Below are 25,063 nucleotides of genomic sequence, written 5' to 3'. Positions count from 1 at the left end.
CGATAGCCTGACCCCGCATCTATTGGGAGCAGGCATGAGCGCAACAACCTTGAGAACAGATTGGGTCTGTATCGCCACCGAAGGCAAATCGGTGGACGGGCGGGATATTACCCGCGACTGGCTCACCGATATGGCCGAGACCTACGATCCCGACTTCTACACGGCCTTGCTGTGGCCGGAGCACGATCGCTGGTCAAACTTCGGCGTGGTGCAGGCGCTCAAAACCGTGGAGGTCGATGGCAAGCTCAAGCTGTACGCCATCCTCTGCCCGAATCGCGATCTCATCTACTACAACCAGAACGGCCAGTACCAGTTCTGCTCCATCGAACCCTTCGAGAACTTCGCCGACACCGGGCGCACCTACCTGTTTGGCCTCGGCGTCACTGACGAGCCGGCAAGCATCGGTACCACGCGCCTCAAGTTCAACTCCAAGCACAGACGCCACACCATCGGCACCAGCGAACAGCTGGATCTCTCCGCGTTCAAGCTCCCCAAGCACGAGAAGGCCGATGGCCTGATCGCCAAGTTTTTCAGCTTCCTGGCCAGCCATGGCGAGCAAGCGCCCATGACTGCCCCCAGCCAACCCGAGGATGAGGAAATGAAACCAGAACAGTTCGATCAGATGCTGGGGGCCCTTAACGGCCTTGGCACCAAGATCGATGCCTTCAGCGCAAAGCTGGAAGCCAAACCGGCCAACGACGACACCACCCAACCGGTCACCGAGCCCGCAAAGGTGGAGGAGCAACCCGGCATCACCACCGAGCAGTTCAGCAAGCTGGAACAGACCCTGGCCAGCCTGACCGACAAGTTCGGCGAGCTGAACAGCAAGATCGACCAGTTCTCTGTCGAGAAGCCGGGCCAGCGCCCGGACGCCCTCGGCGGTGACGATACCCCCGCAGTCTATTAAGGAGCGACCGTGAGCCAGACCCTTACCGTCCAGGCCATACAGCGCCTGGAGCAATACAGCAATGCCCTGGCCAAGGCCTACGGCATCCCCGTCAACGCGTTGGCCAAACAGTTCAGCGTCACTGGTCCGGTGGAAACCGGCCTGCGCGCCGCGCTGCTCGCCTCCGTCGAGTTCTTGGGCCTCATCACCTGCCTCGACGTCGATCAGATCAAGGGCCAGGTAGTGCAAGTGGGCATCGGCAAGCTGTTCACCGGCCGCAAGAAGGATGGCCGCTTCAACGGCAAGATCGGCGTCGCCGGCAACACCTACGAGCTGACCGAGACCGATTCGTGTGCCTCGCTCGACTGGGCGACCCTGTGCGTCTGGGCCAACGCCGGCAGCGAGGGCGAGTTCCTGCGCCTGGTGGGCGATTTCATCAACAAGGCGTTTGCCTTGGACATGCTGCGCGTCGGTTGGAACGGCGTTGAAGCGGCTGACGACACCGACCCGAAAGCTCATCCGCTGGGCGAGGACGTTAACAAAGGCTGGCACCAGCTGGCCCGCGAGTGGAACGAAGGCAGCCAGATCATCAAGGCCGAGGCCGGCAAGAAGATCCACTTCGACCCGGACGGCAAGGGGGACTACAAGACCCTGGACGAGATGGCCTCCGACCTTATCAACACCACCATCGATCCGCTGTTTCGCCAGGACCCGCGTCTGGTCGTGCTGGTCGGCACCGACCTGGTGGCCTCGGCTCAGGCCAAGCTCTACAGCGAAGCCACCAAGCCGACCGAGCAGATCGCCGCCCAGAAGCTGGCCGAATCCATCGCCGGGCGCAAGGCCTACATCCCGCCCTTCTTCCCGGGCAAGCGGATGGTGGTGACCACCCTCGACAACCTGCACATCTACACCCAGCGCGGTACCCGCAAGCGCAAGGCCGACGATAACCAGGACAAGAAGTGCTTCGATAACCAGTACTGGCGGATGGAAGGCTATGCCATCGGCGAATACCTGGCCTATGGCGGGTTTGAAGAGGCCGACATCGAGATCGGTGCCGCCCCCACTGCGCCGAGCGAGTAAGCCATGAGCTCACCGGGTCAACGCCACAAGCAACGGGTGCAAGCCATGCAGGGGGCCGCGCAGGCCGCCTGCACAGGCATGGCCACCGGTGCGGTGGCGGACAGCCTGCACCTGCAGATGATTGCCCTGGAACAGGACATCGTGCGGCTGCGCAAGCTGGCTCGCATCGGGGACCGGGTGAACATGAAGCGCAGCGAGCTGATGCCCAAATACCGCCCCTATGTGGAGCGCTATCTGGCCGCAGTCAGTGAGTCCGGCCAGCCCTATCAAAACGAGCTGTTTCAGCTGCTCACCGTCTGGGCCTTCGATGTGGGGGATTTCGACACCGGTATCGCCTGGGCCGAGCTTGCCATTGCTCAAGGCCAGCGCACCCCGAGCAACATCAAGCGAGACTGGGCCCACTTCGTGGCCGACACCGTGCTGGAGTGGGCCGAGAAGCAAGCGGCCGAGGGTCATGCCGTCGAGCCCTGGTTCTCCCGGGTGTTCGACAAGGTGCGGGGTGACTGGCGCCTCAACGAGCGACTCACCGCCAAGTGGTTCAAGGCTGCGGGCTGTCTGCTGCTACGTGACCAGGACGGCCAGCCGCGGCCGAGCGCCGTGGGGGATTCCGCCACGCTGGAGCAGGCCGACCACTGGCTGGCCCAGGCAGAGAAGCTGCACAGCAAGGTGGGGGTCAACACCCTGCGCCAGAAGATTGCCATGCGCCTGCGGGTGCTCAATCCCGAATAACGAACCGTCTCTCCGCGCCGTCGCACCCCGGCGCGAATGCCATGGACCGCCTCTGGCGAACCCAGCGGCAATTGCGTGGCTACAGGGGTGCACCTATTCAACCAGCGAGGTCACTGATGTTTGCAGGCAAAGAGTTCGACTACAGCGCCGCCACTATCCGCAATGACGGGTTTTGGCCCGATGTGGCCGTGGCCGATTTTGAGCGCCGTCGCGCCCTGCCTGCCGACCTTGACCCGCAAACCACCGGCGCCGCACTGCTGGCGGCCATCTCGGAAATCAACCTGCAGTTGGCGATGCGCCAGGCCGCATTGATGGCCGAGGGCTATGCCTGCGCCGCCGAGGTGCCGGGGCCAAGCCTGCAAGGTGGCTCTAACGCCGGCAGTAATGCCCTGACCGAGCAGTATCTGGCCGCGGTGTTTGCCAGCGCCAAGGCGGCCCTCTTGCCGGAGTTCGCCAGCGTCACCGAGCGGCCGGCCGCCAACAACCTGGCCGAGCGGGCACCGGAGCAACGGGCCCAACTACTGGCCGAAAGTCAGCAACTGGTGCGCAGCATCAAGGGCAAACACCGGGCGGGGGTGTCGTTGATATGAGTAAAGAGATGAGTGAACAGCAGGCCCAGGGCTATTTCCTGCACGCCCTCCACGCCGAGCTCAACCGGGTGTTGCCGGCCAAGTGCCGCAAGTCCCTCGACAGCTGGATGGAGAACGGAACGATCCGGCTCGAATCCCGCAACATGGGCCCGACCGGCGTAGACGTGGCCTGGCTCACCTATCAGGCGGTGTTCATCGTGGAGCAGCTGCCCTTTCGTGAACTGGATCCGGCCATCGTGTTGGCCGCGGTGGCCGCCTGGGTGCAGGAGCACGACTCGTTTCGTGAACAGTTTGAGCTGGCCGACCCGGAATACGCGGTAACCCCGAACGATGAGAAGAGCGCCGATCTCGAGATCCAGCTCGCCTTTACCGAGCCGCTGCGCCTTATCGAGCACCCGAGCGGCCCCATCAACTGGCTCGGCAAGCGCTGGCAGGTTGCCCCCTATGAGATCTGGGTGGCCGACCACATCGACATGAACGTCGGTGACACCGGCCATCACCAGGTAGGTGACCCGGCATGATCACCATCACCCTGGACGCTCGCCGCAGCCAGGACCAGCTCAACCTGCTGGCCCTGCCGCCCCAGAAACGCAAGCGCCTGGTGTGGCGCGCCGCGGCCGAGCTCAAAAAGCTGGCGGCCCGTCATGTGCGCCAGCAACAAGATCCCAACGGCAAGCCTTGGGCTCCGCGCAAGCGGGGCAAACGCAAGATGCTGCGCAGCCTGCCCAAGCTCTTGGAGATCCACGCCCCCAGCCAGGATGTGGCCGAGCTCGGGTTCAAACGGGGGACGATGAACGCCCACGCCGGGGTCATCGCCAACACCCACCAGAAGGGGCACACCTACCAAGTGACCGCGGCCAGCCGGCGCCGCATAGCGAGCAGCGAGGGCGGCAAACTCAAACCCGCGACCAAGGCGCAGGCCCGCAAGCTGCGCGAGCTCTGCTTCAAGCGCCCGGGGGCGCGCAAAGGGTCATACCGCTCGGCGTCGCTTGGCTGGATCACCGGCAATCTCAACTACGCCCAGGCGGGATTGCTCATCAGGAAGCTCAAGGATGAACCGGTGAAAGCGAGCTGGGAGATTGAGCTCCCTGCCCGCCCGTTCCTCGGTGCCAACGCCAAACAACGGGAGCAAGCCTTTGCCCGCGCCCTGCAGAGCATCGACTACGGCTGGGACGTCAACAAGCAAGAGATGAAGGGGAAATAACGCCATGTGGCCTTATGTACAGATCAACAACTTGAACCAGATGCAGGGGCCCGTGACCGAGGTCGAACGCCACCTGCTGTTTGTCGGCACGGCGCCAAGCAATACCGGCAAACTGCTTTCCCTTAACACCCAGAGTGACTTTGACCAGCTGCTGGGCGAGCCCGCCTGCGCGCTCAAGACCAACCTGCAGGCAGCCATGGCCAACGCCGGCCAGAACTGGACGGCCGCCGCCTTCGTGCTGCCCACCGATATGGAGTGGCAAGAGGCGGTGCGCGCGGCCCAGAAGACCCATTCCTTTGAAGGGGTGGTGGTGCTCGGGCAAGAGTGGGACGAGGCGAAGATCAACGCCGCCCATGCGCTGAACCAGGAGCTGATCGCCAAGTGGGGTCGCTGGCAGTTCATGCTGCTGGCGGTCGCGGGGATCAATGCCGCCGAGAAGGATGACCAGAGCTGGAGCGACTACGAGGCGGCCCTGGTCACCCTGCAAGATGGCATCAAGGCAGAGTCCGTCACCCTGCTGCCGCAGCTGTGGCCAAACCTCGCCGGCGCCTATGCCGGTCGCCTGTGCAACCGGGCGGTGAGCATTGCCGATACCCCGTGCCGGGTTAAAACCGGCGCCCTGGTCGGCCTTGGCAACAAGCCCAAAGACAAGGACGGGATCGAGCTACCGCTGGCCACCCTGCAGACCCTGGAGCAGAACCGCTTCTCGGTGCCGATGTGGTACCCGGACTATGACGGCATCTACTGGGCCGATGTGGTACCCGGACTATGACGGCATCTACTGGGCCGACGGCCGCACCCTGGACGCCGAGGGCGGTGACTACCAGGTGATCGAAAACCTGCGGATGGCCTACAAGGTGGCGCGCCGGATGCGGGTCCGCGCCATCGCCCGCATCGGCGATCGTTCGTTCAACTCCACTCCGGGCAGCACGGCCGCCGCCATTCTTTACTTTGGCAAAGACCTGCGCGAGATGGCCAGGACCACCACCATCAACGGCCAGCCGTTCCCGGGCGAGATCACCTCCCCCCAGGATGGCGATATCGCTGTCCAGTGGACCGACAAAAACCACGTCTCCATCTACGTGGTGATCCGCACTGTGGACTGCCCCAAGGGGATCACCATCAACATCATGCTCGATCTGAGCCTCACCAATGGGGAGGGCTAACCCATGACCAGACGCATTTCAGGGCAGAGCTTCGACATTGAACTGCTGGGCACCATGGTTCACGTCGAGAAGGCCAGCCTCACTATCACCGACAGCAGCGCCGTGGCGCAAACCCGCGGCATTCCTGACGGCTTTGTGGATGGTGAGGTATCGGCCGAGTGCGAGTTCGAGCTCGATGCCAAGAACTTCAAGCTGCTGAGCGATGCCGCCAAACGGGCCGGCAGCTGGCGCGGGCTGAAACCGGACGATGTGCTGTTCTACGCCGACACCGGCGACGAAACCATGAAGGTGGAGGCCTTCGGCGTGAAGCTGCAGATCGCCGACCTGCTCGACATCGACCCCAAGGGGGGCAGCAAGGGAGTGCACAAGCTCAAGGGCATCGTCACCTCCCCCGATTTCGTTCACATCAATGGCGTGCCGTACCTCTCAGATGACGACACTCGCCACCTCAAAGGGTAAGGAGGCCAGGTGGACGATATCGACCGCGCAAACAGCCACGCCGCCCGAATGCTGGCCGTGCATCTGGCCAACCAGGTGGGCAAAGGGCGCTACCAGGGGGAGAGCCGCCACCACTGCGAAGAGTGCGACGACCCCATCCCGGCAGCACGCCGTCAACATGTGCCGGGGGTGCGGCTGTGTGTCCCCTGCCAGAGCCGCGCCGAGCGACGCGGGCAATAACGAGAACGGGATATGAACCCTATGCCGAACAAAGACCCCACCCTCTGGGCCGCCCTGATGGCCTGGCTGATGGACAACTGGCCCGCCGTGTCCGGGGCATTGCTGGCGCTGAGCATCTCCTTCATGCGCATCACCTATGACGGCGGCAGCGGGCGCCGCCGTCTGATCGAATCCACCCTGTGCGGCCTCATTACCCTGGCCGCGGCGTCGGGCACCACCCTGCTCGGCGTCCCCTATGAGGCGGCCCCCTTTATCGGGGGTGTGGTGGGGCTGCTTGGGGTGGACATCATCCGCGAAAAGGCCAAGACCGTGCTGAACAAAAGGGGGAACAACGATGCCGCGTAGTCACTGCCACCCGCAGGTGGCCGCGTTTCTCGACATGCTGGCCTATGCCGAAGGCACCAAAGGCCGGGGCGATGACGGCTACAACAAGTTGGTCAATCCGGCGGGGTTCTTTGAGAGCTACGCCACCCACCCGAACGTGCTGGTGCAGGTCAACAAGACTCTGAGCAGCACCGCGGCCGGCCGCTATCAGTTCCTGTCAAAACACTGGGCCCACTACCGCGACCAGCTCGGTCTGCCTGACTTTGGCCCCGCGTCGCAAGACAGCTGGGCAATCCAGCTTATTCGCGAGCGCAAGGCGCTGGACGATGTGCTCAAGGGGCGTATCCCCCAAGCGGTGGCCAAGTGCGCCAACATCTGGGCCAGCCTGCCGCGGGCCGGTTATGGTCAGCGCGAGCACCAGCTGGCTGACCTGCTGGCCAAATTCACCGAGTTTGGCGGGGTACTGGCATGAGCACCTTCAAGGCACTGCTCTCCAATGTGCTGCTGGTCCTGGTGCTAGTGATGGGCGCCGCCCTGTTTCTTGGCAGCCGGATGCTGGAGAGCCGTAGCAAGGCGCTCGCCACCGCCAACGAGACTATCAACACCCTGCAGCAGACCACCGAGCTGCAGGCCAGCCAGCTGGTGACACTACAGCGCGATGCCGAAGGGCTGCGCACGTTGCTGGGTACCCAGAACGCCGCCATGGCCGAGCTAGACCAACAGAACAGGAAAACAGCCTATGAACTGGAACAAGCCTTGGCCACGCCACCGGAAGGCCGCCCGAACTGCGCTAGTGAGCCTCTGCCTGTTGGCGCTCTGCGCCTGCTCCAGCCAGCCCACAACCGAGGTGCAAACCAAGGTGGTCAAGCGGCTGCCGCCGCCGGGGCTGGTACCAAACTGCCCGGAACCTGAATTCACGGGGACGACATACGGCGATGCCGTGCGGTTTATCCCCACCCTGCAGATGGCGCTGCGCCGCTGCCAAACCCAAATCAACACCCTGAACCACTGGATTGAACAAGAGGAAACCACCCCATGACCACACCCATCATCACCCTGGACGTCGCCGGCAAAGAGCTGAAATTCGCCCCCACCATGGTGGCCTACAACGGTTTTATCAATGACATGATGCCAAGCGACAAGGTGGCACCGGCCCACAACTACCTGAAGAAGATCGTCTGCCAGGAGAGCAAAGAGGCGCTTGATGAGTTGCTCAAACGCCCGGGCGCGGCGCTGCAGCTGGCGGGCGCCATTAACCAGCAGTTCGCCCCCGACTTGGAGATCACCGTAAAAAACTGACGGCGCGCGCCGAGGCCATCGAGCGCAATCACCTGGAGCAGGCGCTGGCACTGCGGCGCCACTACCTGCCCCACGACGATGACGACATCGACAGCCTGGCCCGCGCCCTCTGGTTAGACCGACACGCCCGGGAGTCCTACGCCGCTGCGGTGGCCGAGGGCATCGCCAACGCATTCAACGGATAACGACCTATGGCCTGGATGGAAAAATTGATGATGCAGGTGGCTTTGGTGGATCAGGTCACCAAGCCCCTTGCTGGCATCAATGCCCAGATGGACAAGGTCAGCAAGGCCGGCCGCCAGGGCTGGAGCAGCATGGCGATGGGGGCTACCACGGTGGCCGCCGGCGGCATGGCGATCCAGTCTGCCCTGGGCCCTGCCATCGAGATGGACCGGGCGCTGGCCGAGGTGGCCTCGCTTGATGTGCAAAAGGAGGTGCTCGGGGCGCTGGGCCGCGAGGCGTTGAAGCTCTCTATCCAGTACGGGGAGTCGGCCACCGAGATTGTCCGCTCCTCCTACGATATCCAGTCGGCGATTGCGGGGCTCGAAGGTAACGAGCTGCCCGCCTTCACCCGCGCCTCCACCACTCTGGCAAAGGCGACCAAGGCCGACACCGCCACCATCACCAACTACATGGGCACCATGTACGGCATCTTCGAGCAGCAGGCCAAGCAGATGGGCAAGGCCAACTGGGTCGAGGATGTGGCCGGCAAGACCGCGCTCGCGGTGCAGCTGTTCAAAACCACCGGCCAAGGCATGGCCGATGCGTTCGGGGCAATCGGCGCCAACGCCACCGCCGCCGGCATTGCAATGGATGAGCAGTTCGCGGTGCTCGGCCAGCTGCAGGCCACCATGAGTGGCGGCGAGGCCGGTACCAAGTTCAAGGCGTTTTTGGCGGGTGTCGGCAATGCCCAGAAGGCGCTCGGTATCCAATTCACCGATGCCGCGGGCAACATGCTGCCGGTGCTCACCATGCTGGACAAGCTCAAGGCCCGCTATGGCGACACCCTGAGCGTGGCCGAAGGGGACGAGCTCAAGAAGGCGTTTGGCTCGGATGAAGCGGTCAGCATGATCAAGCTCTTGATGACCAACACCAAAGGGCTCGCCACCAACATCAATGCGCTGGCCAACACCCACGGCATGGGCAAGGCTGAGCAGATGGCTGCCGCCATGACCGACCAGTGACAGCGGGTCGAGCAAGCCTGGTTTGCCATCCGCGCCGCCGCGTTCGGGGTGGTGCTGCCCGCCATCAATGCCGTGATGAGCGTCTTTGCCGATGGCGCCAACGAGGTGCTGCGCTGGACACACCTCTTCCCGAACCTGACCAAGGTCATCAGCTATGCCCTGCTGGCCATCGTGGGGTTGAGCATGGTCACCGGTACCTGGATGCTGATCGCCGGCTTGGCCAAGCTGGCCACCCTGGGGCTCGGCATCGCCTGGTCCATCATCACCGCCCCGCTTGCCCTGCTCAATGCCGGGATGGCGACCTTTCGCGCCATCCTGCTGGCCGTCAACATCGCCATGTATGCCAACCCTGTGGGCCTGATCGTGGCGGGTATCGTGCTGCTGATCGGTGCCGTGGCGGCAGCCATCTACTACTGGGACGACCTGAAAAAGAGCATGGCCGACTGGAGCGTGTTCAAGCTGCTCGGGCAGGCGGTGGATTGGCTGGTCGAGAAGCTGAACATGATCCCGGGCGTCAATATCGAGATGGGCAGCATGCCGGATCTCAACCTGCCCAATCAGGAGAACATCAACGCCCCCCTCGCCCGCTTTAGCCAGGGCAACCAAAGCCGCGTACCGGCGGGCGGGCTGGGCCAGCAGTTGATCCAGGCCAACGCGGCCGCGACCACTGCCAACCAGAAGCCGCCCAAGTACCTGAGCATCGGGGAGGTGCACATGCACAACCAGAACCCGATGACCCCTGAGCAGATGGCCGAGAACGCCTGGCTGGAGACCCCGTAATGAGCGACGCCAAGTACATCGACATTTTGGTGGTGAACGGCGCCTGGCTGCTCGATGCCGGCGGCCAGCCCCGTTACACCCAAGACCGCCACAGCATCGGTCAGGACATCAAGCACAGGATCATGGAGTCCGGGCTGGCTCGCAAGCTGATTGGCGAGCGCAGCCCGACCCTGCGCGCCGATGTGATGACCGAGATCGAGCTGCTGGTTGAGAACGACGAGCGACTGGTGCCCGGCACTATCGTGATCCGTGAAGAAGCCCCCGAGCGGGTGCTGGTCACTGCCCGCACCTATGAATTTGGCGATCTGGAGGTAACCCTGTGAACCTGCGCCCCAACGTGGATTTTATGGCCCTGCTTGCCGAGACCGGCGTGTCGACCACCGAGCAGGCCATGGAGGCCGAGCTGAAAAAAGAGGTGGAGGCCGCCGGTTCCCTTATCACCAACGACAGCGATGTGAGCCCCTTCTGGCGACTGGTGCGCGGCGTGGTGATCACCCCGGCACTCTGGCTTATCCGTACCCTCTTGGCGGGCCATGTGCTGCCCAACACCTTTGCCGCTACCGCCACCGATGCCTATCTCGACCTCAAGGCGTGGGATGTGGACCTGACCCGCAAGGGCGCCCAGAAAACCCGCGGGGTGATCAACTTCGTCAAAGTGAGTCCAGGCGAAGCGGTCACCATCCCGGCCGATATCTGGGTCAGTACCGAGCGCATCAGCGGCACCATCTACCGGGTCAAACCGCTGCAGGCGGTGGTGAGTCCGGCCGGCGAAGCGGTAGCCCGGGTGGTGTGCGAGGCCGAGTTCGCGGGCGCGGCCTGGAATCTGGCCCCGGGCTATTACAACCTGCTGAGCGAACCGGTCACCGGCATCCTGTCGGCCCGCAACGATGACAAGGAGTGGATCACCACCCAGGGCGCCGATGCCGAGAGCAACGATGCGCTGGGGCTGCGGATTCAGAACCAGTTCTCGGCAGTAGGCCGCTATCACATCGACGCGATTTACCGCTCGATGCTGGCAAGCGTCGCCGGCATTCGCGCCGATCACATCTTCTTCGAGCATGAGGCGCCGCGGGGCCCGGGTACTGCCAACGCCTACATCCTGCTGGAAGTGGGCGCTACCCCGGCCAGCCTGATTGCCCAGCTTAACGACTACGTGGGCCGCCAGGGCAACCATGGCCACGGCGATGACCTGTTTGTGATGGCGATGCCGGAGACCCAGCACAACCTCACCCTGGAGCTGTGGCCGGTGGCCAACCTCACCGATGAGCAGAAGGCGGCCCTCAAACTGGGCGCGGAATCGCTGGTCAAAGCGGCGTTTCGTCAGTCGGCAGATTTTCCGGCAGTGACCAGAACCTGGCCACAGGCAAGATTCTCTATCTCGCGACTGGGCAAAGAGCTGCATAGCCAGTTCCCGCAGCTGCTGAGCCTCAAGTTTGGGCAGGAGGATATCGTGTCGGGGATCTCCATCCCGCGCCTGAGCTCGCTGGAGGTCACCCTGCATGACTAATTCACCCCGCATCGATCACAACGCCAATGCCCCGGCCATGCCCAAGGTGTCTGCCCCGTGGTGGGAAGATGGCCAAACCATCACCGATGGCGTGAAAGAGCCTGCCTTTTTGGCACGCGGCATCATGGCGTTCTGGCAGTCAATCCGGCGCTGGTTGCTGGCACCGCTGGCTGAACAAGACCCGCTGACCTGCTCTCTCTCACTGCTCAACATGCTGGCATGGGAGCGGGACATTGCCCGCTTTGAATCTGAGCCGCTGGAGCTGTTTCGCAAGCGGGTCAAGTTCGCCTTTGTGAATGCCCGTGACGCGGGAGAGGTCGCAGGGTTCAAGCGCATATTCGAGCGCCTGGGCATCGGCTGGTGCGACATCCACGAACGGCAAGCCAGTGCGCCGTGGGACGTTATCACCATCGAGGTGACCGATAGCAGCATCGCCAACAACCAGAAGCTGATGGAAACGCTGATCCAGCATTATGGCCGCACCTGCCGCCGCTATCGCTTTCAGGTGGTTTACCCGGTCGCCGGTCACATCGGCTATGGCCAGTTTGATATGAGTCAGGAGGTCTTTGCCGCCCGCCTCACCCCGCACAAAGCCAAATATCGGCTGGCACCTGGACACATCCAGATGATCCAGCACGTCTATAGCGCAACGCTGAAAACCAAGGAGACACGATGAGCCAAGTCATCACCAACGCATTCGAGACCTATTGGCAAGGCTGCCTCACTGACCAGGTGCCGGTGGTGCTCGATGAGGTCGTGCTGGCGGATATTCCCAATCTGGATATCACCACCCCCATCGACCCGAATACCGGCCTGCCGCCGCAGGCGCAGATTGTCCATCGCCATCCGGTGGATCAGCGCGGCCGCATCAACAACAACGCTGTGGCGTACTCCATCGTGATGGATACCACCGTGGGCAACTTCTCATTCAACGCCATGTACCTCATCAACAAGGCCAGCGGCATGGTCGGGATGATTGTTTACAAGGGGCGAGAGACCAAAACCAAGACTGACCAGGCAACAGGTACCACCGGCAACAGCCTGGTGAAATCCATGTTGATGGAGTACGACCAAGCGGCCACCGCCACCGTGACCACCGTCGAGGCGGGCACCTGGCAGATTGACTACTCCGCCCGCCTGCTCGGCATGGACGAACAGCTGCGCCTGCAAGCGATCGCCTGCTTCGGGTCATCGGCCTTCTTTGGCGACGGCTTCAAGCTGTTCAACAAGGCGGGCAGCTACAAAGTGCAGCCGGGGGTGGCCATGGTCGGCGGCCTGCGTATTCAGCTGGATGCAGAACAGGCTGTCACAGTTGGGGCCAAGCCGGTCGGGGTGTGGGTGGATGTGCATCACGCCGGCACCATCCTGAGCCGCTGGGATAACCACTTCGAGTTCAAAACCAGCACCACAGAGCTGACTGATTACACCGACAGCAACGGCTATCGCCACTATGTGGCCAAGCTGGGGGTTGTCGAAGCCAACGCAACCGTCACGGACAAGCGCCCAGCCAATGAGTCTGCCGACCTGTGGGCCGCGTTGGAGGCGCTTCGCAAGCAGACGGAGCAAAGCGCCAGTGACATGGCGAAAGCGCTGGCAGACCATGCCAAGGGGAGAAACCACCCCTCTGCCACCACCACCGACAAAGGGATGGTGCGCATGGCTACAGATGAAGAGGCGCGACTTGGCTCGGCTATTGACGCAGTGATGTCAGCCAAGAACGTCGCCGATGCGGTCAAAGAGATGCTCAAGCAGATGTTTGTTGGTATCCCGTTGCCATGGATGAAAGCTGAGCCACCGGAATGGGGCATGAATATCACAGGGCAAACCATCAATCCGGCCACAGACCCCATCCTCGCATCACGATACCCAACTTTGAAAATGCCGGACATTCGTGCCGGGTTTATCCGTGCATGGGATAACGGAAAGGGAGTCGATCCTGACCGTGTGCTGCTGTCAAACCAGGCCGCGTCTATTGGTAGCCACACTCACACAACAAAGTTTCTGCAAGGCGCTATTACACCCGGGACCGCGAACTATTTAGCACCAAATAATTCTTCTGGTGGAACGTACGCAGACACATCAGTGAACAATCCACATGGTAGTAGCACATATCCAGATAACACCGCATACAACATGATCACAATGAGAGGGTAAACATGCCAAACCTCCAGTATGACGAACAGGGTTTTGCCACAGAAAGCGGCTGGGAAAGCTGTCACTGTTGTGATGGACGAGGGATTTATCAGGGGGAAATGGAACAATATGTAAGCATTAACAGTGGGCTGCCAGCCGGAGCGTATCTAGACGCGCCGCCCCCATTTCAAGCAGGTGTATGGCCGAGTAGAACAGACCACGATTCACCGTGGACCACCGTGCCTGACTTACGCGGCAATACGGCCTATAACATTGACACCAAGGAAGCGCGCGAAATCACTGAGGTCGGCCCCCTGCGTGAACGTGAAACCCTGCTTAAACCATCATCACCATACGATGCGTGGGATGGAGTGAAATGGGTTACCGATCGTGATGCTGAGGCTGCCGCGGCACTAGCCATCGCGACTGCAACCCGTTCCGCTCTGCTGGCAGAGGCAAGCCAGCATGTCGCCGTGTTAAGTGATGCGGTTGATTTGGGGATGGCAACAGCGGATGAACAGGCTGCCTATAACGCGTGGCGCCGCTATCGGGTAGAGCTGACCCGCCTCGACCTGACAGTAACCCCGATCGCGTGGCCGGAGAAACCGCAGTGAGTTGGATGCAAGGCACGATTCGCTGGCCGGCCAGCACCGGGGCGATACACGCCAGCGCCAGCGGGGTGCTTGGCCAACTGCCAGACAGCCAGGCTGGCGCCGTGGCTCGCTTGCAGGCACTGGCCACCAGGGCGCACTACCGCCCCACGCCTATCAGCCAAGCCGCTGCCGCGCTCACAGGGCTGCGGGCAGAGCTCGACAGGCTACTGGTCACCGGTCGCTGCCTGACGGTCACCCCCTATCAGCATGGGGTGGGCCAGCACCAGGGCAACCAGTACAGCCTCGCCGCCCCCAATGCGGTGGCGACCCTTGCCACCAAGTTGCAGGACGGGGCAGATCCTCTGCTACCGACTGGCCAACTGCACGCTATCGCCTGGCTGGTCACCGGTAACAGTGAAACCGCGCTGGCCGATGCGTTGGCGCCGCTTTGTGCCATCCTGCCGCTGCCGGAGTGGTGCGCAGCCCTGCGCCGCCTCACGGCCCACAACGATGCCATGAGCAAACCCACCGCCGCCAAGGTGCCACGCTGGAAAGCTGATGAGCCGCTGGTATGGGATCCGCTGCGCCAGGCTCGCTCACTGCTCGGGGCCGAGATCGCCCAGCTGGAGAGCCTGGCACAGGGGGCCACCACCCCGATCGCCCAGCTGGCCACCCTAGCAGAACGACGCTCTGCCAGACTGACCGAGCTGGAGAAGGCACTCGACCAGCTGGCTACCATCAGCGGCCAAGTGTGGCACTGGCAAGCGCAAGGTGATGCAGCAAGCCTGGCCGCCCAACTGGGTCAGAGCAGCCCACCAGATCATAGCCACAGCATGACAGTCGGCGCCCTGCTGCTCTCCCCCTCCCCGATCACCTTCTGGCAGGAGTTAACCCGATGAGCAACACCGCCATGCTCACCCTGGACGGTGAGCCGATTGTGATGAAGTCGATGCGGATCTCCGCATCGATGCAGTTTCAGGACAAGGACAGTAGCGGCCAGACCAGCTCGACCAGCAGCTCGGAACAAGGGGCCAAAGCCAAGGAGCTCGATATCTCGGGCCTGGTCCCCTTCAAAGATGAGCAGACCCTGAGCCGGTTTTTTGAGCTGGCCGATGCCAAAGGGGATGGCGGCAAGCGCCACATATACCGGGTAGGGTCACTCTTGGCCAAGTCGGTGAAGGTGCGTCAGGCCAAGTTCGCCAGGCGTATCACCGCCAGCGAGCAGGAGGGGCTGCTGGCGTGGCAAGTGCAGTTCACCCTGCGCGAACACAACTCAGTGCCCGAGAAGCGGGAACAGCGGATGCCCAAGGCGCCCGCCACCGTGGGCCAGGGCAACGCCAACACCAAACCGGCTAAGCCGTCAGAGGGAGCCCCCGCCTCCGAGCAGGAACAGCTGAGCTCGTGGGAGCAGGCCATCAAGGGGCTGGATAACAAACTGGGAGACCTGATGGCGTGAAACTCTCGACCAATCTCACCCTGGGCGGGCAACCGGCCAACCTCATCGACCACGATATCGTGCTGGATCTCTGTGCGGGTGGGCGCGCCGCCCTCACCATCGAGGGGAACGCGGAGAAGGGGCAAACCCTGACCGTGGATCTGGGCTACAACGGCGAGCTGCGGCGCTGGTTTACCGGATATGTGTATGACGTGCAGCCCGCCAGCAATGGCGCCTGCAAGCTGATGTGCCGCGAGCTGGCCGGTATGCTGGGGAGTTCGTTTCCGGTCAGCCTCCAGCATGCCACCCTGCGCGGTCTGCTGGCCTGGTTGAGCGACCAAACCCAGCTCACGTTTTTGCTGCCGGATGGGGCCGACTATACCGAGCGGCCGATCCCCAACTTCACCAGCGCCGGCACTGGCTATCAGCTGCTCAACAACGCTGGTCGCGCCTTCGCAGTGCCGGACTTCATCTGGCATCAGCAACCGGATGGCGCCATCTTCGTGGGCAGTCACGCCCACAGCCGCTGGGCCGAGCGGGCGGTAGAGCTGGATCCGGCCTTCCCCGGCCGCCAGGCAGGAAACACCCTGACCACCGCGCCGATCCCGGCGATGCGCCCGGGCGCTCTCGTTAACGGCAAGCGGGTGGAGCGGGTGCGCCTCAAGGGTGATGAGATGACCCTTACCACAGCAACGCCCGGTAAACCGGTGAAGTCACCGGAGCGGCGCAAGATGGAGGGGGAGTTCCCGGAGCTGGTCGACAATATGCACCTGCCCAAGTTCGGGCGGGTCGAGGCCATCAGCGACAGCGCAGCCGCTGGCCAGCTTAATGATCCGTTTCGCCCGCGCTATGCGGTGGATGTGCAACTGCTGGGCGAGGATGGTCAGCCGGACAAAGCTGCCCCACTCTATCGCGCCGTGCCGTTGCCGGTGATGTTCGGTGGGCCTGAGCAGGGGCTGCTGCAGTTCCCCATCGAGGGGACGATCGTCGAGCTGGGGTTTGCCTTCGGTCGCGCTGACCGACCATTCATTCGCACCGTGCTGGGTTCGGGCTGGCCATTGCCGGGTATCGCCCCTGGCGAGCAGCTCCAGCAGCTGCGGGCCGAGGTGTTCAGCCGCACCGACACCGTGGGCAACCAGCGCCGCCATACCGACCGCGCCCAGCATGACAAGGCGATTCGAATGCACCGTGAGGCTGACGACTACCTGGGCGAGTTTGGCCAACACCAGCTCACCACCCTGCAACACAGCGTGGAGAAGATCGGGGCAATGAAGCGCATCGAGGCGCTCGGGGCCATCGAGCTGCTGGCCGGTGATGACTTGATGGCGGGGTGCCTGGGTAACATGAGCCAGACCGCAGCCGGTGATCTGGTGGAGGTGATCGGGCAACTGCGCCACTGTGTGGCCGGAGAGCTGCAGCACTTCGAAGCACCCCGTTCGTGGATGGGCAGCGAGGGGGTGAACATCTTCGGTCTGCTACTACAGCTCATGAACCTGGTGGAGCAACTGGCCGCAACCACCGCGAGCCATACCCATGGCGGACCGCCCCCCACCAATGCCGAGACGTTCAACGGCCAGAGCAAGCAAGCTGGCCAATTGGCCAAGACCCTCTCCCCCATCATCGAGTAGCCCACCAAGCGAAGAAGGCCCCACATTGTGGGGCCTTCTTCTATCTGCCTGACAGCACCAAAGCATGGCCAGGGAAAGGCGCCGCATGTAGGGCACCGTCAGGCAGGGGCACATCATACGCGACGTACAGAGCCGAGCACAGCCGCCAGAGCACCACGGAAAAGCCCACGGCAGCGTCTGCGCCACGGAATCCGCGCTCATCCGCTCCCGCCTGCGGGCTTCACCGGTAAAAATTTTTGCAAAAGTGGATTACCGCAAACCCATATGCCCATACCGCGCCAGATAAAGGATCTGCAGAGTGTTGAGGATCTGAAATGAAGGATCATTTTTGCAGGGTTTTACAGTTTGAAAGGTCTATTGGTAGCACAAAAAAACCGTAAGACGTTGAATTATAATGATTTTTTTACTTTCCTTGGTAAATTACATGACTATAAGGAATGATACATATCACGTATAAAACAAAAAAACCTTATTTTTTCATTACGTTAGACGTTAAACAGTATGTTCTGAAAACTGAAGCAAGCCACAAACCATATCAGACTCAAATGTGCGCGCGTCGCGCAAATAACAGCAACTCAAATCAGTAATCAATTGCTTGATTACATCAAAGATAATATAACTCATAAAGTCAAAAATCATTAACATAGCGGTAGTCAGATGGATCTAAAAAAAACTCCAACACCATTTTTTGATTCTTCCAATGATGAAATTGATCTTTTTGAATTAATGTCAACTTTATGGGAAAAGCGAATCACTATCTTAGGGTTTATAATTATATCAATGTTATTTGGTATATTCTACGCTATAACTGCCACAGAAAAATGGACTGCTAACGCTATAATTACACAGCCCCAAAAAGATGATTTATCTGTTGTCATAAATACAATTGACAAATTGTCAATGTATGGAGTGAATAATCTTCCAAGCCCTATAGAAATTTACGATAACTTCATTTCAGAGTTCAACAAGTATGATAACAAAATTAATTTCCTGACCAACAATCCATTAGGGAGTGAGTTATTAAACAATGCACACAAAAACCATACTAACAACAAGTGGGTTAATAGTATTGAGGCTAGACCTCTTGATAATAATGCCGTAACTTCAGGTATAACTATATCCGTCTCCTCAAAAAAATCAGATGATGCATTGAACTTACTCAACGAATACACTTCATATATTATCTCTATTGAGAAAAATAGAATCATCAACAATATTGAATATGAAAAAACCTCCTTTTTATCAAAAGGGGAAACTCAATATCAAATAATGCTAAAAGATGCAATTTTAAATAAAGCGTCGGAATTAAATGATCTTAACTATGCATTCAAAATTGCAAAGGCAGCTGAGATTGTTCGTCCACTTACAAATTTCGAATCCTCTGGACGATTCTCAATAAGGTTAGGAACTCAGGGACTAGCAGAAAAAATATCCACCATTAACCAAATGAAAATTTCTGAATATCAGCCTGAATTGACTAAACTTAAAGAAAGTATGGCAAAGATAAAAGAAATTAAATTAACCCAGTTTGAATTTAAGCCATTTAGCTATTTGCAGAGCCCTCTCCCACCCACCACAAAAGATGAGCCCAAACTAGCTCAAATAACAATTCTGTCAACAGTTATTGGTGGGTTGTTAGGTGTTTCCATTGTATTATTTCAACACCTATTAAAGCAACGCAGATACAAAGCGCACTACAGACAACGGTTTATTGATAAAGCCGCTCAATGAGCGTTTTTTTTACTGCACTTATATATTTTTTTATCAACGCAATATTTAGTGCCTAGCAGGATTTACTACAGTTTATCCAACTCCAGTGCTAAATCTCTGCACAAAAATAGATCCCGGCCTTCTTAAGAAGGCCGGGATTAGCTTCTAATGTAAGTAAGTGTTGTATATCCCTTTCAAAGCTATTCCAGATCTCTGGAACAAGGGTCAGCATGTTCAATAGGAAAGTCATTAGCTACCCTGACGATGTAGCGATAATCAACTGCGTTGTCCACAAAAGGTCCTGAAATCAATTCACACAGATCGATATCAGAGCATGTGTCTTTCATTGATATCCCCACACACTAATTTAATCGATGCTGTATAGCAAAGCGAAGGACTCAATGGAGCTCACGCTGAATGATGCACAATTCTCTCAAGCAGTGCGACATTAACCACCCGTAACTTGAAGCTCTGTCAAAGAGACTACACAAAATGAAAGGCGTGGACATTATATGGTCACTGAAAAATATTTAACTTTAAAAAACAACTATTTAGTTAATAATAAATGGCAGCCTCTGATGCCATTTTCTTTTCCTGCTGTTCCACCTCAGAGTGCGTTGCGCCGTGGCCCGAATGGCAGCCGCCAGCGAAACAGGCTGTTGAAGGTGGCGCGCCACTGATTAGGGCGCCCCAGGATCTGCTTTTGCAACCGGGTCTCTTCTTTCAGCATCGCCTCGTCACTGCGGGCCCAGGCCTGACTGTAAAGCTGCTTGATCCCCGCCAGCGCATCCGGCGATTTGGTGATGAGGGTGCGGGCAAATTCACGCGCTTCCACCAACGGATCGGCGCAGACCCGGCTCACCATCCCGAGGGATTTCGCCTCGACCGCATCCAGCTCGCGCCCGCTCATGGCCAGCTCCATGGCAGTATCCAGCCCCATCAGGTTGCGCATGGTGACGCTGCCGCTCATGTCGGGGATGATACCCCACTTGATCTCCATCACAGAGAAACGGCAATCGGGGGTGCTGAACCGAAAATCGGCGCCAAGAGCGATCTGCAAACCACCGCCAAAACAGACCCCCTGGGTGACCGCAATCACCGGCACCGGCAACTGATGCCAGCCATAAGCGACCCGCTGGGCCAGATTGGTCGCCTCGTCCGCCTCGCGCTTGAGAATATCGAGCGCCGCTACCGGCTGGCGTAGCATCGATTTCACATCCAGTCCGGCACAAAACGCGCGCCCTTCGCCATGCAGGATCACCGCTCGCAATCCCTTCAGTTGTGCAAGTTGCGTCAGCGTCTCATCAATGGCGCTGAACATGGCCCTGTCCAGCGCATTGAGCTTCTCTCCCCGCATCAGCACCACTTCAGCGATGCCGTCATGGACCTCGCACTTGACCCTTGGTTTTTCCATCTCCCCCGTCCTCTCCTTGATCCCGATCATGAACACACTGGTCATACCACCAAGTTATCAGAGTGTGAACACGCGGTACAGCTGAGACTAAAGTCGGCTGGTCGGCGCGGTTCCCCTTTGTCACACTGGGCACAAGGGGTGCCATATCCCGCCAGAGGACGCAGTCATGTCAATTCTGTTCAATTTTGCCAGACCACCGTTTGACCGGCTGGATGCAGAGGCGCGTGAACAGCTCTCCCGCCACCTCTCGCTCTGCTACTTTCGCGCTGGCGATACTCTGCTCAACGCGGGAGAGGAACCTCCCGGGCTCTATCTCGTCATCAAGGGGGCGGTGGAAGAGTCGGCTCCCCACCACCAGTTTGGTGACTATGGCGTCGACGATCTGTTCGATGTGCGAGCCCAATTTGACGGCCGCTGCCGCCATACTTTTACTGCGCTGGAAGACACCCTCTGCCAGCTCATCCCCCGCTCGGCCTTTCTATCTCTCTGCGAACAAGATTCGCAGTTTGCCAGCTACTTCACCGCCAATCTGGCTGAACGCCAGCGTCAGCAGGAGCAGCGCGAACAGCTGGGACAGAAGAATCTGGCAGAATTTATCCTGACCCGCATCGAACCCGGTCATTTGCAAGCGCCACTTATCGTCGACAGCAGGCTGTCATTGCTGGCAGCAACCGAAGCCATGGTCGCTCAGGGGACAGATTGTCTGCTCTATCCGGCCCACGACGGTTCGCTTACGCTGGCCACGCGCAAAACCCTGCTCCACGCCCTGACCCTCAAGGGATTGCCGCTGACGGCGCCCCTTTCGGTGTTAACCCCCACGCCGCTCATCGGTCTGCCGCTGGAGAGCTATCTGTTTGATGCCTTGCTGCTGATGACCCGCCATCGCATCAAGCGACTGGTGGTGTGGCGTGGCAACGAGGTGGCGGGGATCCTGCAACTGACTCAGGTGTTGGGGCTCTTCTCTACCCACTCCCACGTACTGACGTTGCGTATCGCCCGCGCCGACACTCTGCCCGCGCTGGAGGCGGTCGCCCGCGAACAGCAACAGCTGACCCGCTCGCTGTTTGCCCAAGGGATCCACACCGCCTTTTTGATGAAGCTCATCGCCACCATCAACGAGCAGCTGATCGCCAAGGCCTTTGCGCTGATGATCCCGCCCGAGGTGCAAGAGAAGGTCTGTTTGCTGATGCTGGGCTCGGAGGGTCGTGGCGAGCAGATCCTCAAAACCGATCAGGATAATGCCCTGATCCTGCCAGAAGCGCTGGCGTGGCCCACCCAGGGCGCCGATCTGGCCGCATTCAGTGCGCTGCTGGAGCGCCTCGGCTACCCCCTCTGCCCCGGCCAAGTAATGGTGAACAATCCGGCATGGGTAAAAACGGGTGAGGAGTGGCAAAGCGCCATTGCCAGCGCCTGCACCACGGCCAGTGAGGAGGATCTGCTCTGGCTGGCCACGCTGGCTGATGCCCACCCCATCGCCGGAAATCGCCAGCTCCATCTGCCTGTTGCCAGAGCGCTGCGCGAGCAGCTGGCCGAGCGGCGGGATCTGCTGGCAGAGATGGTGCGACCGGCGGTGGCCTTTCACGCCCCCCTCACCCTGTTTGGCCGGCTTGAGCAGCGTCCCGAAGGGCTTGATCTCAAGCGCGGCGGCCTGTTCCCGCTGGTCCATGGCATCCGCATGCTGGCCCTTGAAGCGGGTATTCTGGAGACCTCGACCCTGGGGCGTATCGATGCGTTGGTAACCGCAGAACGGCTCAGCACCAGCTTTGGCACCAACCTGGCCGAAGCGTTTCGGCTCTTTATCCGGTTGCGACTGCGTAGCCAGCTCAAGGGGGGCAACAGCCGGGTACAGGTCAACGAGCTCAGCCACAGCGAACGGGATCTGCTGCGTCAGGCACTACATCAGGTGAAGAAATTCCAGCAGTGGCTCACCTTGCACTTTCGTCTGAGGCAATAGCCATGTTGAGCCATCTTCGCCGCATCTGGTATGGCCGGGATTTTCGGCAAGGGGAGTTCGCCAGGCTATTCCTGCCCACTCCCGATGATGAGCTGGTCGCCCTCGATTTCGAGACCACCAGCCTTGATCCCGAGCAAGCCGAGATCGTCTCTATCGGTGCGGTGCGCATCCAGGGCAATCGGCTGCTGACCGGCGAGGCCCTCACCATCAAGGTGCAAGCGCCCGCCACACTTAGCGAGCAGTCGGTGGTGATCCACGGTCTGCGCCATCAGGATCTGCAACAGGGTATGACGCTGGAAGCAGCGCTGCGCCTGCTGCTCGACTTTATCGGCCCACGCGAACTGGTGGGTTATCACATCGCCTATGACCTGCGTATTCTCAACCTAGCTTGCCGTAAATTGTGGGGATTGACCCTCCCACAACGAGGCATAGAGGTGAGCCAGCTCTATCACGATCACCTCTATCGTCGTTATCCCGATGCCGTTATCGATCTTCATCTGGAGGCGATCTGCCGCCATCTGGCGCTGCCTGCCCTGCCCGCTCACGATGCGCTGGCCGATGCCACCACGGCAGCACTTGTCTATCTCTGCCTGACCCGGGGCTCTGCGCTGACTTATCCCAAAGTCTAATTGTCGAGCAATAACATTTAATTCACATTTTGCTTACATGAGCAGATTGCCTGCTCGTCGGGGTTACCCCATCCACCGCTGACACTCATATGTCATGGAGAACTGCAATGGAACAGCAAAGCTATCTGAGGATCCAGCAAGATCCCACCTTCCAGGAGCTGGTCGCCAAGCGCCAGCGTTTTGCCTGGGCCCTCTCGGCTCTGATGCTGGGACTCTACCTGGCCTTTATCCTGCTCATCGCCTTTGATCCCGGTTGGCTCGGCACCCCGCTCAGCGAGGGGTCGACCATTACCCGCGGCATCTCGGTCGGAGTGGGGTTGATCCTCTCCTCTTTCGTGCTGACCGGTGTCTATGTGTTTCGTGCCAACGGCGAGTTTGACGAGCTGAACCAGAAGATCCTCAAGGGAGTGAAAAAATGAAAGGCAAACTCTTGCTGCTGGCCTCACTGGCCTCTTCACCCCTGCTGGCCGCCGATGCGATAAGTGGCGAGGTGCATCGCCAGCCCCTCAATATCTCGGCCATCGTGATGTTCGTAGTCTTCGTGGCCGCCACCCTGTTCATCACCTACTGGGCCTCCAAACGCAACCGCTCGGCCTCTGACTACTATGCAGCGGGTGGCCGCATCACCGGCTTCCAAAATGGCCTGGCCATCGCTGGTGACTATATGTCCGCCGCCTCCTTCCTCGGGATCTCGGCGCTGGTCTACACCTCTGGCTACGATGGCCTCATCTACTCCATCGGCTTTCTGGTGGGCTGGCCCATCATTCTGTTCCTGATCGCAGAGCGGCTGCGCAACCTCGGTAAATATACCTTCGCCGATGTCGCCTCCTACCGCCTCAAGCAGACCGAGGTGCGCACCCTCTCCGCCTGCGGCTCGCTGGTAGTGGTCGCCCTCTACCTCATCGCCCAGATGGTCGGTGCCGGCAAGCTGATCGAGCTGCTGTTTGGCCTGCAATACCATGTGGCCGTGGTACTGGTCGGTATCCTGATGGTGCTCTACGTGCTGTTTGGCGGCATGCTGGCCACCACCTGGGTGCAGATCATCAAGGCGGTGATGCTGCTCTCCGGTGCCAGTTTCATGGCCATCATGGTGATGAAATCAGTCAACTTCGACATCGGCACCCTCTTTAGCGAAGCGGTGAAGGTACACGAAAAAGGGATCGCCATCATGAGCCCAGGTGGTCTGGTTGCTGACCCCATCTCTGCCATCTCGCTCGGTCTGGCACTGATGTTCGGCACCGCCGGCCTGCCTCACATCCTGATGCGTTTCTTCACCGTGAGCGATGCCAAGGAAGCGCGCAAGAGCGTCTTCTACGCCACCGGCTTTATCGGTTACTTCTACATCCTCACCTTTATCATCGGCTTTGGCGCCATCCTGCTGGTCAGCACCAATCCGGCCTTCAAGGATGCCACCGGCGCCCTGCTGGGCGGCACCAACATGGCGGCGATACACCTGGCCGATGCAGTCGGTGGCAGCCTGTTCCTCGGCTTCATCTCTGCGGTCGCCTTCGCTACCATTCTGGCGGTGGTCTCCGGGCTGACCCTGGCGGGTGCATCAGCGGTCTCCCATGACCTCTATGCCAGCGTCATCAAGAAGGGCAAGGCCAACGAGGCTGACGAGCTGCGGGTCTCCAAGCTCACTACCATGGTACTGGGTGTCGTCGCCATCGGTCTTGGCATCCTGTTCGAGAAGCAGAACATCGCCTTCATGGTGGGTCTGGCCTTCTCCATCGCCGCCAGCTGTAACTTCCCGGTGTTGTTCCTCTCCATGTTCTGGTCGCGCCTGACCACTCGTGGCGCCGTCTACGGTGGTTGGCTGGGGCTGGTGAGCGCGGTGACCCTGATGATCCTGGGCCCGACCGTGTGGGTGAAAGTGCTGGGCCATGCCCAGGCCATCTTCCCCTACGAGTACCCGGCGCTCTTCTCCATGGGGCTGGCGTTTGTCGGGATCTGGTTCTTCTCCATCACCGACAGCTCCCAGAGCGCGGCTGACGAGCATGCCAAGTTCCTGCCGCAATTCGTCCGCTCCCAGACCGGGCTGGGCGCCTCCGGTGCCACTTCCCACTAACGGGCAGCCATCACGCAAAAGCCGGCTTCATGTCGGCTTTTTTTATTGCCCGTCAATCGGCTAGGCGCCCCG

Annotated in this window: 28 protein-coding genes and 2 pseudogenes; 29 read left to right on the top strand and 1 reads right to left on the bottom strand. The window is 60.0% G+C overall.

Going from position 1 to position 25,063, the window contains the following annotated elements:
* Positions 1-34 precede the first annotated feature (34 nt).
* The 25 genes and pseudogenes from AACS24_RS00900 (at position 35) to AACS24_RS00785 (ending at position 18,947) form a co-directional block, all read left to right on the top strand.
* Positions 35-907, top strand: coding sequence for a GPO family capsid scaffolding protein (locus AACS24_RS00900; RefSeq protein ID WP_108570481.1), 873 nt, complete (start codon positions 35-37; stop codon positions 905-907).
* A 9-nt stretch (positions 908-916) separates the two neighbouring features.
* Entirely contained in the window at positions 917-1,966 is a 1,050-nt protein-coding gene (locus tag AACS24_RS00895) for a phage major capsid protein, P2 family (protein ID WP_108570480.1), read from the top strand.
* Between the two features lie 3 nt (positions 1,967-1,969).
* Positions 1,970-2,695: a phage terminase small subunit gene (locus AACS24_RS00890; protein WP_108570479.1), complete on the top strand. Its 726-nt coding sequence runs from the start codon at positions 1,970-1,972 to the stop codon at positions 2,693-2,695.
* Between the two features lie 116 nt (positions 2,696-2,811).
* Entirely contained in the window at positions 2,812-3,285 is a 474-nt protein-coding gene (locus AACS24_RS00885) for a head completion/stabilization protein (protein WP_108570478.1), read from the top strand.
* Positions 3,282-3,806, top strand: coding sequence for a phage tail protein (locus AACS24_RS00880; RefSeq protein WP_181364137.1), 525 nt, complete (start codon positions 3,282-3,284; stop codon positions 3,804-3,806). The genes AACS24_RS00885 and AACS24_RS00880 overlap by 4 nt, the downstream gene beginning before the upstream one ends.
* Entirely contained in the window at positions 3,803-4,489 is a 687-nt protein-coding gene (locus AACS24_RS00875) for a phage virion morphogenesis protein (protein WP_108570476.1), read from the top strand. Before AACS24_RS00880 ends, AACS24_RS00875 begins: the two co-directional genes overlap by 4 nt.
* Positions 4,490-4,493: 4 nt before the next feature.
* A pseudogene (locus tag AACS24_RS00870) lies at positions 4,494-5,655 on the top strand (DUF2586 domain-containing protein).
* A 3-nt stretch (positions 5,656-5,658) separates the two neighbouring features.
* Positions 5,659-6,114: a phage protein gene (locus tag AACS24_RS00865; RefSeq protein WP_108570475.1), complete on the top strand. Its 456-nt coding sequence runs from the start codon at positions 5,659-5,661 to the stop codon at positions 6,112-6,114.
* 9 nt (positions 6,115-6,123) lie between these two features.
* The gene (locus AACS24_RS00860) at positions 6,124-6,333 is read left to right on the top strand and encodes a TraR/DksA family transcriptional regulator (RefSeq protein ID WP_042067759.1); all 210 of its coding nucleotides are present in this window, start codon (positions 6,124-6,126) and stop codon (positions 6,331-6,333) included.
* Positions 6,334-6,354: 21 nt separating this feature from the next.
* Complete coding sequence (locus AACS24_RS00855) at positions 6,355-6,678, top strand: phage holin, lambda family (protein WP_021229391.1); 324 nt, start codon at positions 6,355-6,357, stop codon at positions 6,676-6,678.
* Positions 6,668-7,129 (top strand): glycoside hydrolase family 24 protein, encoded by a 462-nt coding sequence (locus tag AACS24_RS00850; protein WP_108570474.1) that lies wholly within the window; start codon positions 6,668-6,670, stop codon positions 7,127-7,129. The genes AACS24_RS00855 and AACS24_RS00850 overlap by 11 nt, the downstream gene beginning before the upstream one ends.
* Positions 7,126-7,569 carry a hypothetical protein gene (locus AACS24_RS00845; RefSeq protein WP_108570473.1) on the top strand — a complete coding sequence of 148 codons (444 nt, stop codon included), beginning with the start codon at positions 7,126-7,128 and terminating at the stop codon, positions 7,567-7,569. Before AACS24_RS00850 ends, AACS24_RS00845 begins: the two co-directional genes overlap by 4 nt.
* A complete protein-coding gene (gene lysC / locus AACS24_RS00840; protein ID WP_258222881.1) occupies positions 7,451-7,696 on the top strand; it encodes an Rz1-like lysis system protein LysC in 246 nt (81 codons plus the stop codon). The genes AACS24_RS00845 and lysC overlap by 119 nt, the downstream gene beginning before the upstream one ends.
* Positions 7,693-7,956 (top strand): putative phage tail assembly chaperone, encoded by a 264-nt coding sequence (locus tag AACS24_RS00835; protein WP_029299933.1) that lies wholly within the window; start codon positions 7,693-7,695, stop codon positions 7,954-7,956. The genes lysC and AACS24_RS00835 overlap by 4 nt, the downstream gene beginning before the upstream one ends.
* Positions 7,953-8,141: a DUF6890 family protein gene (locus AACS24_RS21760; protein ID WP_375123929.1), complete on the top strand. Its 189-nt coding sequence runs from the start codon at positions 7,953-7,955 to the stop codon at positions 8,139-8,141. Before AACS24_RS00835 ends, AACS24_RS21760 begins: the two co-directional genes overlap by 4 nt.
* 6 nt (positions 8,142-8,147) lie before the next feature.
* Positions 8,148-9,920 (top strand): annotated as a pseudogene (locus AACS24_RS00830) (phage tail tape measure protein).
* Complete coding sequence (locus AACS24_RS00825) at positions 9,920-10,243, top strand: DUF2590 family protein (RefSeq protein WP_108570471.1); 324 nt, start codon at positions 9,920-9,922, stop codon at positions 10,241-10,243. Before AACS24_RS00830 ends, AACS24_RS00825 begins: the two are co-directional and overlap by 1 nt.
* Complete coding sequence (locus tag AACS24_RS00820; protein WP_108570470.1) at positions 10,240-11,427, top strand: baseplate J/gp47 family protein; 1,188 nt, start codon at positions 10,240-10,242, stop codon at positions 11,425-11,427. Before AACS24_RS00825 ends, AACS24_RS00820 begins: the two co-directional genes overlap by 4 nt.
* Positions 11,420-12,103 carry a phage tail protein gene (locus AACS24_RS00815; protein WP_108570469.1) on the top strand — a complete coding sequence of 228 codons (684 nt, stop codon included), beginning with the start codon at positions 11,420-11,422 and terminating at the stop codon, positions 12,101-12,103. The genes AACS24_RS00820 and AACS24_RS00815 overlap by 8 nt, the downstream gene beginning before the upstream one ends.
* Positions 12,100-13,581, top strand: coding sequence for a phage tail-collar fiber domain-containing protein (locus AACS24_RS00810; RefSeq protein ID WP_108570468.1), 1,482 nt, complete (start codon positions 12,100-12,102; stop codon positions 13,579-13,581). Before AACS24_RS00815 ends, AACS24_RS00810 begins: the two co-directional genes overlap by 4 nt.
* A 2-nt stretch (positions 13,582-13,583) precedes the next feature.
* Positions 13,584-14,174 (top strand): tail fiber assembly protein, encoded by a 591-nt coding sequence (locus tag AACS24_RS00805; protein WP_108570467.1) that lies wholly within the window; start codon positions 13,584-13,586, stop codon positions 14,172-14,174.
* A gap of 5 nt (positions 14,175-14,179) precedes the next feature.
* Positions 14,180-15,052: a hypothetical protein gene (locus tag AACS24_RS00800; protein ID WP_258222878.1), complete on the top strand. Its 873-nt coding sequence runs from the start codon at positions 14,180-14,182 to the stop codon at positions 15,050-15,052.
* Positions 15,049-15,609, top strand: a complete 561-nt coding sequence (locus tag AACS24_RS00795) for a baseplate complex protein (protein WP_108570466.1) — start codon at positions 15,049-15,051, stop codon at positions 15,607-15,609. Before AACS24_RS00800 ends, AACS24_RS00795 begins: the two co-directional genes overlap by 4 nt.
* Entirely contained in the window at positions 15,606-17,216 is a 1,611-nt protein-coding gene (locus tag AACS24_RS00790) for a hypothetical protein (protein ID WP_108570465.1), read from the top strand. Before AACS24_RS00795 ends, AACS24_RS00790 begins: the two co-directional genes overlap by 4 nt.
* A 657-nt stretch (positions 17,217-17,873) precedes the next feature.
* Entirely contained in the window at positions 17,874-18,947 is a 1,074-nt protein-coding gene (locus AACS24_RS00785) for an LPS O-antigen chain length determinant protein WzzB (protein WP_108570464.1), read from the top strand.
* Between the two features lie 586 nt (positions 18,948-19,533).
* Here AACS24_RS00785 and AACS24_RS00780 read toward each other — a convergent pair.
* Entirely contained in the window at positions 19,534-20,340 is an 807-nt protein-coding gene (locus AACS24_RS00780; protein WP_108570463.1) for a crotonase/enoyl-CoA hydratase family protein, read from the bottom strand.
* Positions 20,341-20,506: 166 nt separating this feature from the next.
* Here AACS24_RS00780 and AACS24_RS00775 point away from each other — a divergent pair, with 166 nt between their 5' ends.
* The 4 genes from AACS24_RS00775 to AACS24_RS00760 all read left to right on the top strand — a co-directional run bounded on the left by AACS24_RS00775 (position 20,507) and on the right by AACS24_RS00760 (position 24,991).
* A complete protein-coding gene (locus tag AACS24_RS00775) occupies positions 20,507-22,294 on the top strand; it encodes a putative nucleotidyltransferase substrate binding domain-containing protein (protein WP_108570462.1) in 1,788 nt (595 codons plus the stop codon).
* 2 nt (positions 22,295-22,296) lie between these two features.
* Positions 22,297-22,923: a 3'-5' exonuclease gene (locus tag AACS24_RS00770; RefSeq protein ID WP_108570461.1), complete on the top strand. Its 627-nt coding sequence runs from the start codon at positions 22,297-22,299 to the stop codon at positions 22,921-22,923.
* Between the two features lie 107 nt (positions 22,924-23,030).
* Positions 23,031-23,342 carry a DUF485 domain-containing protein gene (locus tag AACS24_RS00765; protein WP_108570460.1) on the top strand — a complete coding sequence of 104 codons (312 nt, stop codon included), beginning with the start codon at positions 23,031-23,033 and terminating at the stop codon, positions 23,340-23,342.
* Positions 23,339-24,991, top strand: coding sequence for a cation acetate symporter (locus tag AACS24_RS00760; protein WP_108570459.1), 1,653 nt, complete (start codon positions 23,339-23,341; stop codon positions 24,989-24,991). The genes AACS24_RS00765 and AACS24_RS00760 overlap by 4 nt, the downstream gene beginning before the upstream one ends.
* The last annotated feature ends 72 nt before the right edge of the window (positions 24,992-25,063 follow it).

The organism is Aeromonas sp. HMWF016 (genome assembly GCF_963878195.1).
GTDB classification, from domain to species: Bacteria; Pseudomonadota; Gammaproteobacteria; order Enterobacterales; family Aeromonadaceae; genus Aeromonas; species Aeromonas lacus.
The sequence above is the reverse complement of the archived record's forward strand: the minus strand, read 5'-3'. Positions and strand labels throughout refer to the sequence as shown.

Bases quoted from the DNA above. Each gene is read 5' to 3' on its own strand.
- AACS24_RS00900 (WP_108570481.1), top strand. From the start codon at position 35: ATGAGCGCAACAACCTTGAGAACAGATTGGGTCTGTATCGCCACCGAA.
- AACS24_RS00890 (WP_108570479.1), top strand. From the start codon at position 1,970: ATGAGCTCACCGGGTCAACGCCACAAGCAACGGGTGCAAGCCATGCAG.
- AACS24_RS00885 (WP_108570478.1), top strand. From the start codon at position 2,812: ATGTTTGCAGGCAAAGAGTTCGACTACAGCGCCGCCACTATCCGCAAT.
- AACS24_RS00880 (WP_181364137.1), top strand. From the start codon at position 3,282: ATGAGTAAAGAGATGAGTGAACAGCAGGCCCAGGGCTATTTCCTGCAC.
- AACS24_RS00875 (WP_108570476.1), top strand. From the start codon at position 3,803: ATGATCACCATCACCCTGGACGCTCGCCGCAGCCAGGACCAGCTCAAC.
- AACS24_RS00865 (WP_108570475.1), top strand. From the start codon at position 5,659: ATGACCAGACGCATTTCAGGGCAGAGCTTCGACATTGAACTGCTGGGC.
- AACS24_RS00855 (WP_021229391.1), top strand. From the start codon at position 6,355: ATGCCGAACAAAGACCCCACCCTCTGGGCCGCCCTGATGGCCTGGCTG.
- AACS24_RS00850 (WP_108570474.1), top strand. From the start codon at position 6,668: ATGCCGCGTAGTCACTGCCACCCGCAGGTGGCCGCGTTTCTCGACATG.
- AACS24_RS00845 (WP_108570473.1), top strand. From the start codon at position 7,126: ATGAGCACCTTCAAGGCACTGCTCTCCAATGTGCTGCTGGTCCTGGTG.
- AACS24_RS00835 (WP_029299933.1), top strand. From the start codon at position 7,693: ATGACCACACCCATCATCACCCTGGACGTCGCCGGCAAAGAGCTGAAA.
- AACS24_RS00825 (WP_108570471.1), top strand. From the start codon at position 9,920: ATGAGCGACGCCAAGTACATCGACATTTTGGTGGTGAACGGCGCCTGG.
- AACS24_RS00815 (WP_108570469.1), top strand. From the start codon at position 11,420: ATGACTAATTCACCCCGCATCGATCACAACGCCAATGCCCCGGCCATG.
- AACS24_RS00810 (WP_108570468.1), top strand. From the start codon at position 12,100: ATGAGCCAAGTCATCACCAACGCATTCGAGACCTATTGGCAAGGCTGC.
- AACS24_RS00805 (WP_108570467.1), top strand. From the start codon at position 13,584: ATGCCAAACCTCCAGTATGACGAACAGGGTTTTGCCACAGAAAGCGGC.
- AACS24_RS00800 (WP_258222878.1), top strand. From the start codon at position 14,180: ATGCAAGGCACGATTCGCTGGCCGGCCAGCACCGGGGCGATACACGCC.
- AACS24_RS00795 (WP_108570466.1), top strand. From the start codon at position 15,049: ATGAGCAACACCGCCATGCTCACCCTGGACGGTGAGCCGATTGTGATG.
- AACS24_RS00785 (WP_108570464.1), top strand. From the start codon at position 17,874: ATGGATCTAAAAAAAACTCCAACACCATTTTTTGATTCTTCCAATGAT.
- AACS24_RS00780 (WP_108570463.1), bottom strand. From the start codon at position 20,340: ATGGAAAAACCAAGGGTCAAGTGCGAGGTCCATGACGGCATCGCTGAA.
- AACS24_RS00775 (WP_108570462.1), top strand. From the start codon at position 20,507: ATGTCAATTCTGTTCAATTTTGCCAGACCACCGTTTGACCGGCTGGAT.
- AACS24_RS00770 (WP_108570461.1), top strand. From the start codon at position 22,297: ATGTTGAGCCATCTTCGCCGCATCTGGTATGGCCGGGATTTTCGGCAA.
- AACS24_RS00765 (WP_108570460.1), top strand. From the start codon at position 23,031: ATGGAACAGCAAAGCTATCTGAGGATCCAGCAAGATCCCACCTTCCAG.
- AACS24_RS00760 (WP_108570459.1), top strand. From the start codon at position 23,339: ATGAAAGGCAAACTCTTGCTGCTGGCCTCACTGGCCTCTTCACCCCTG.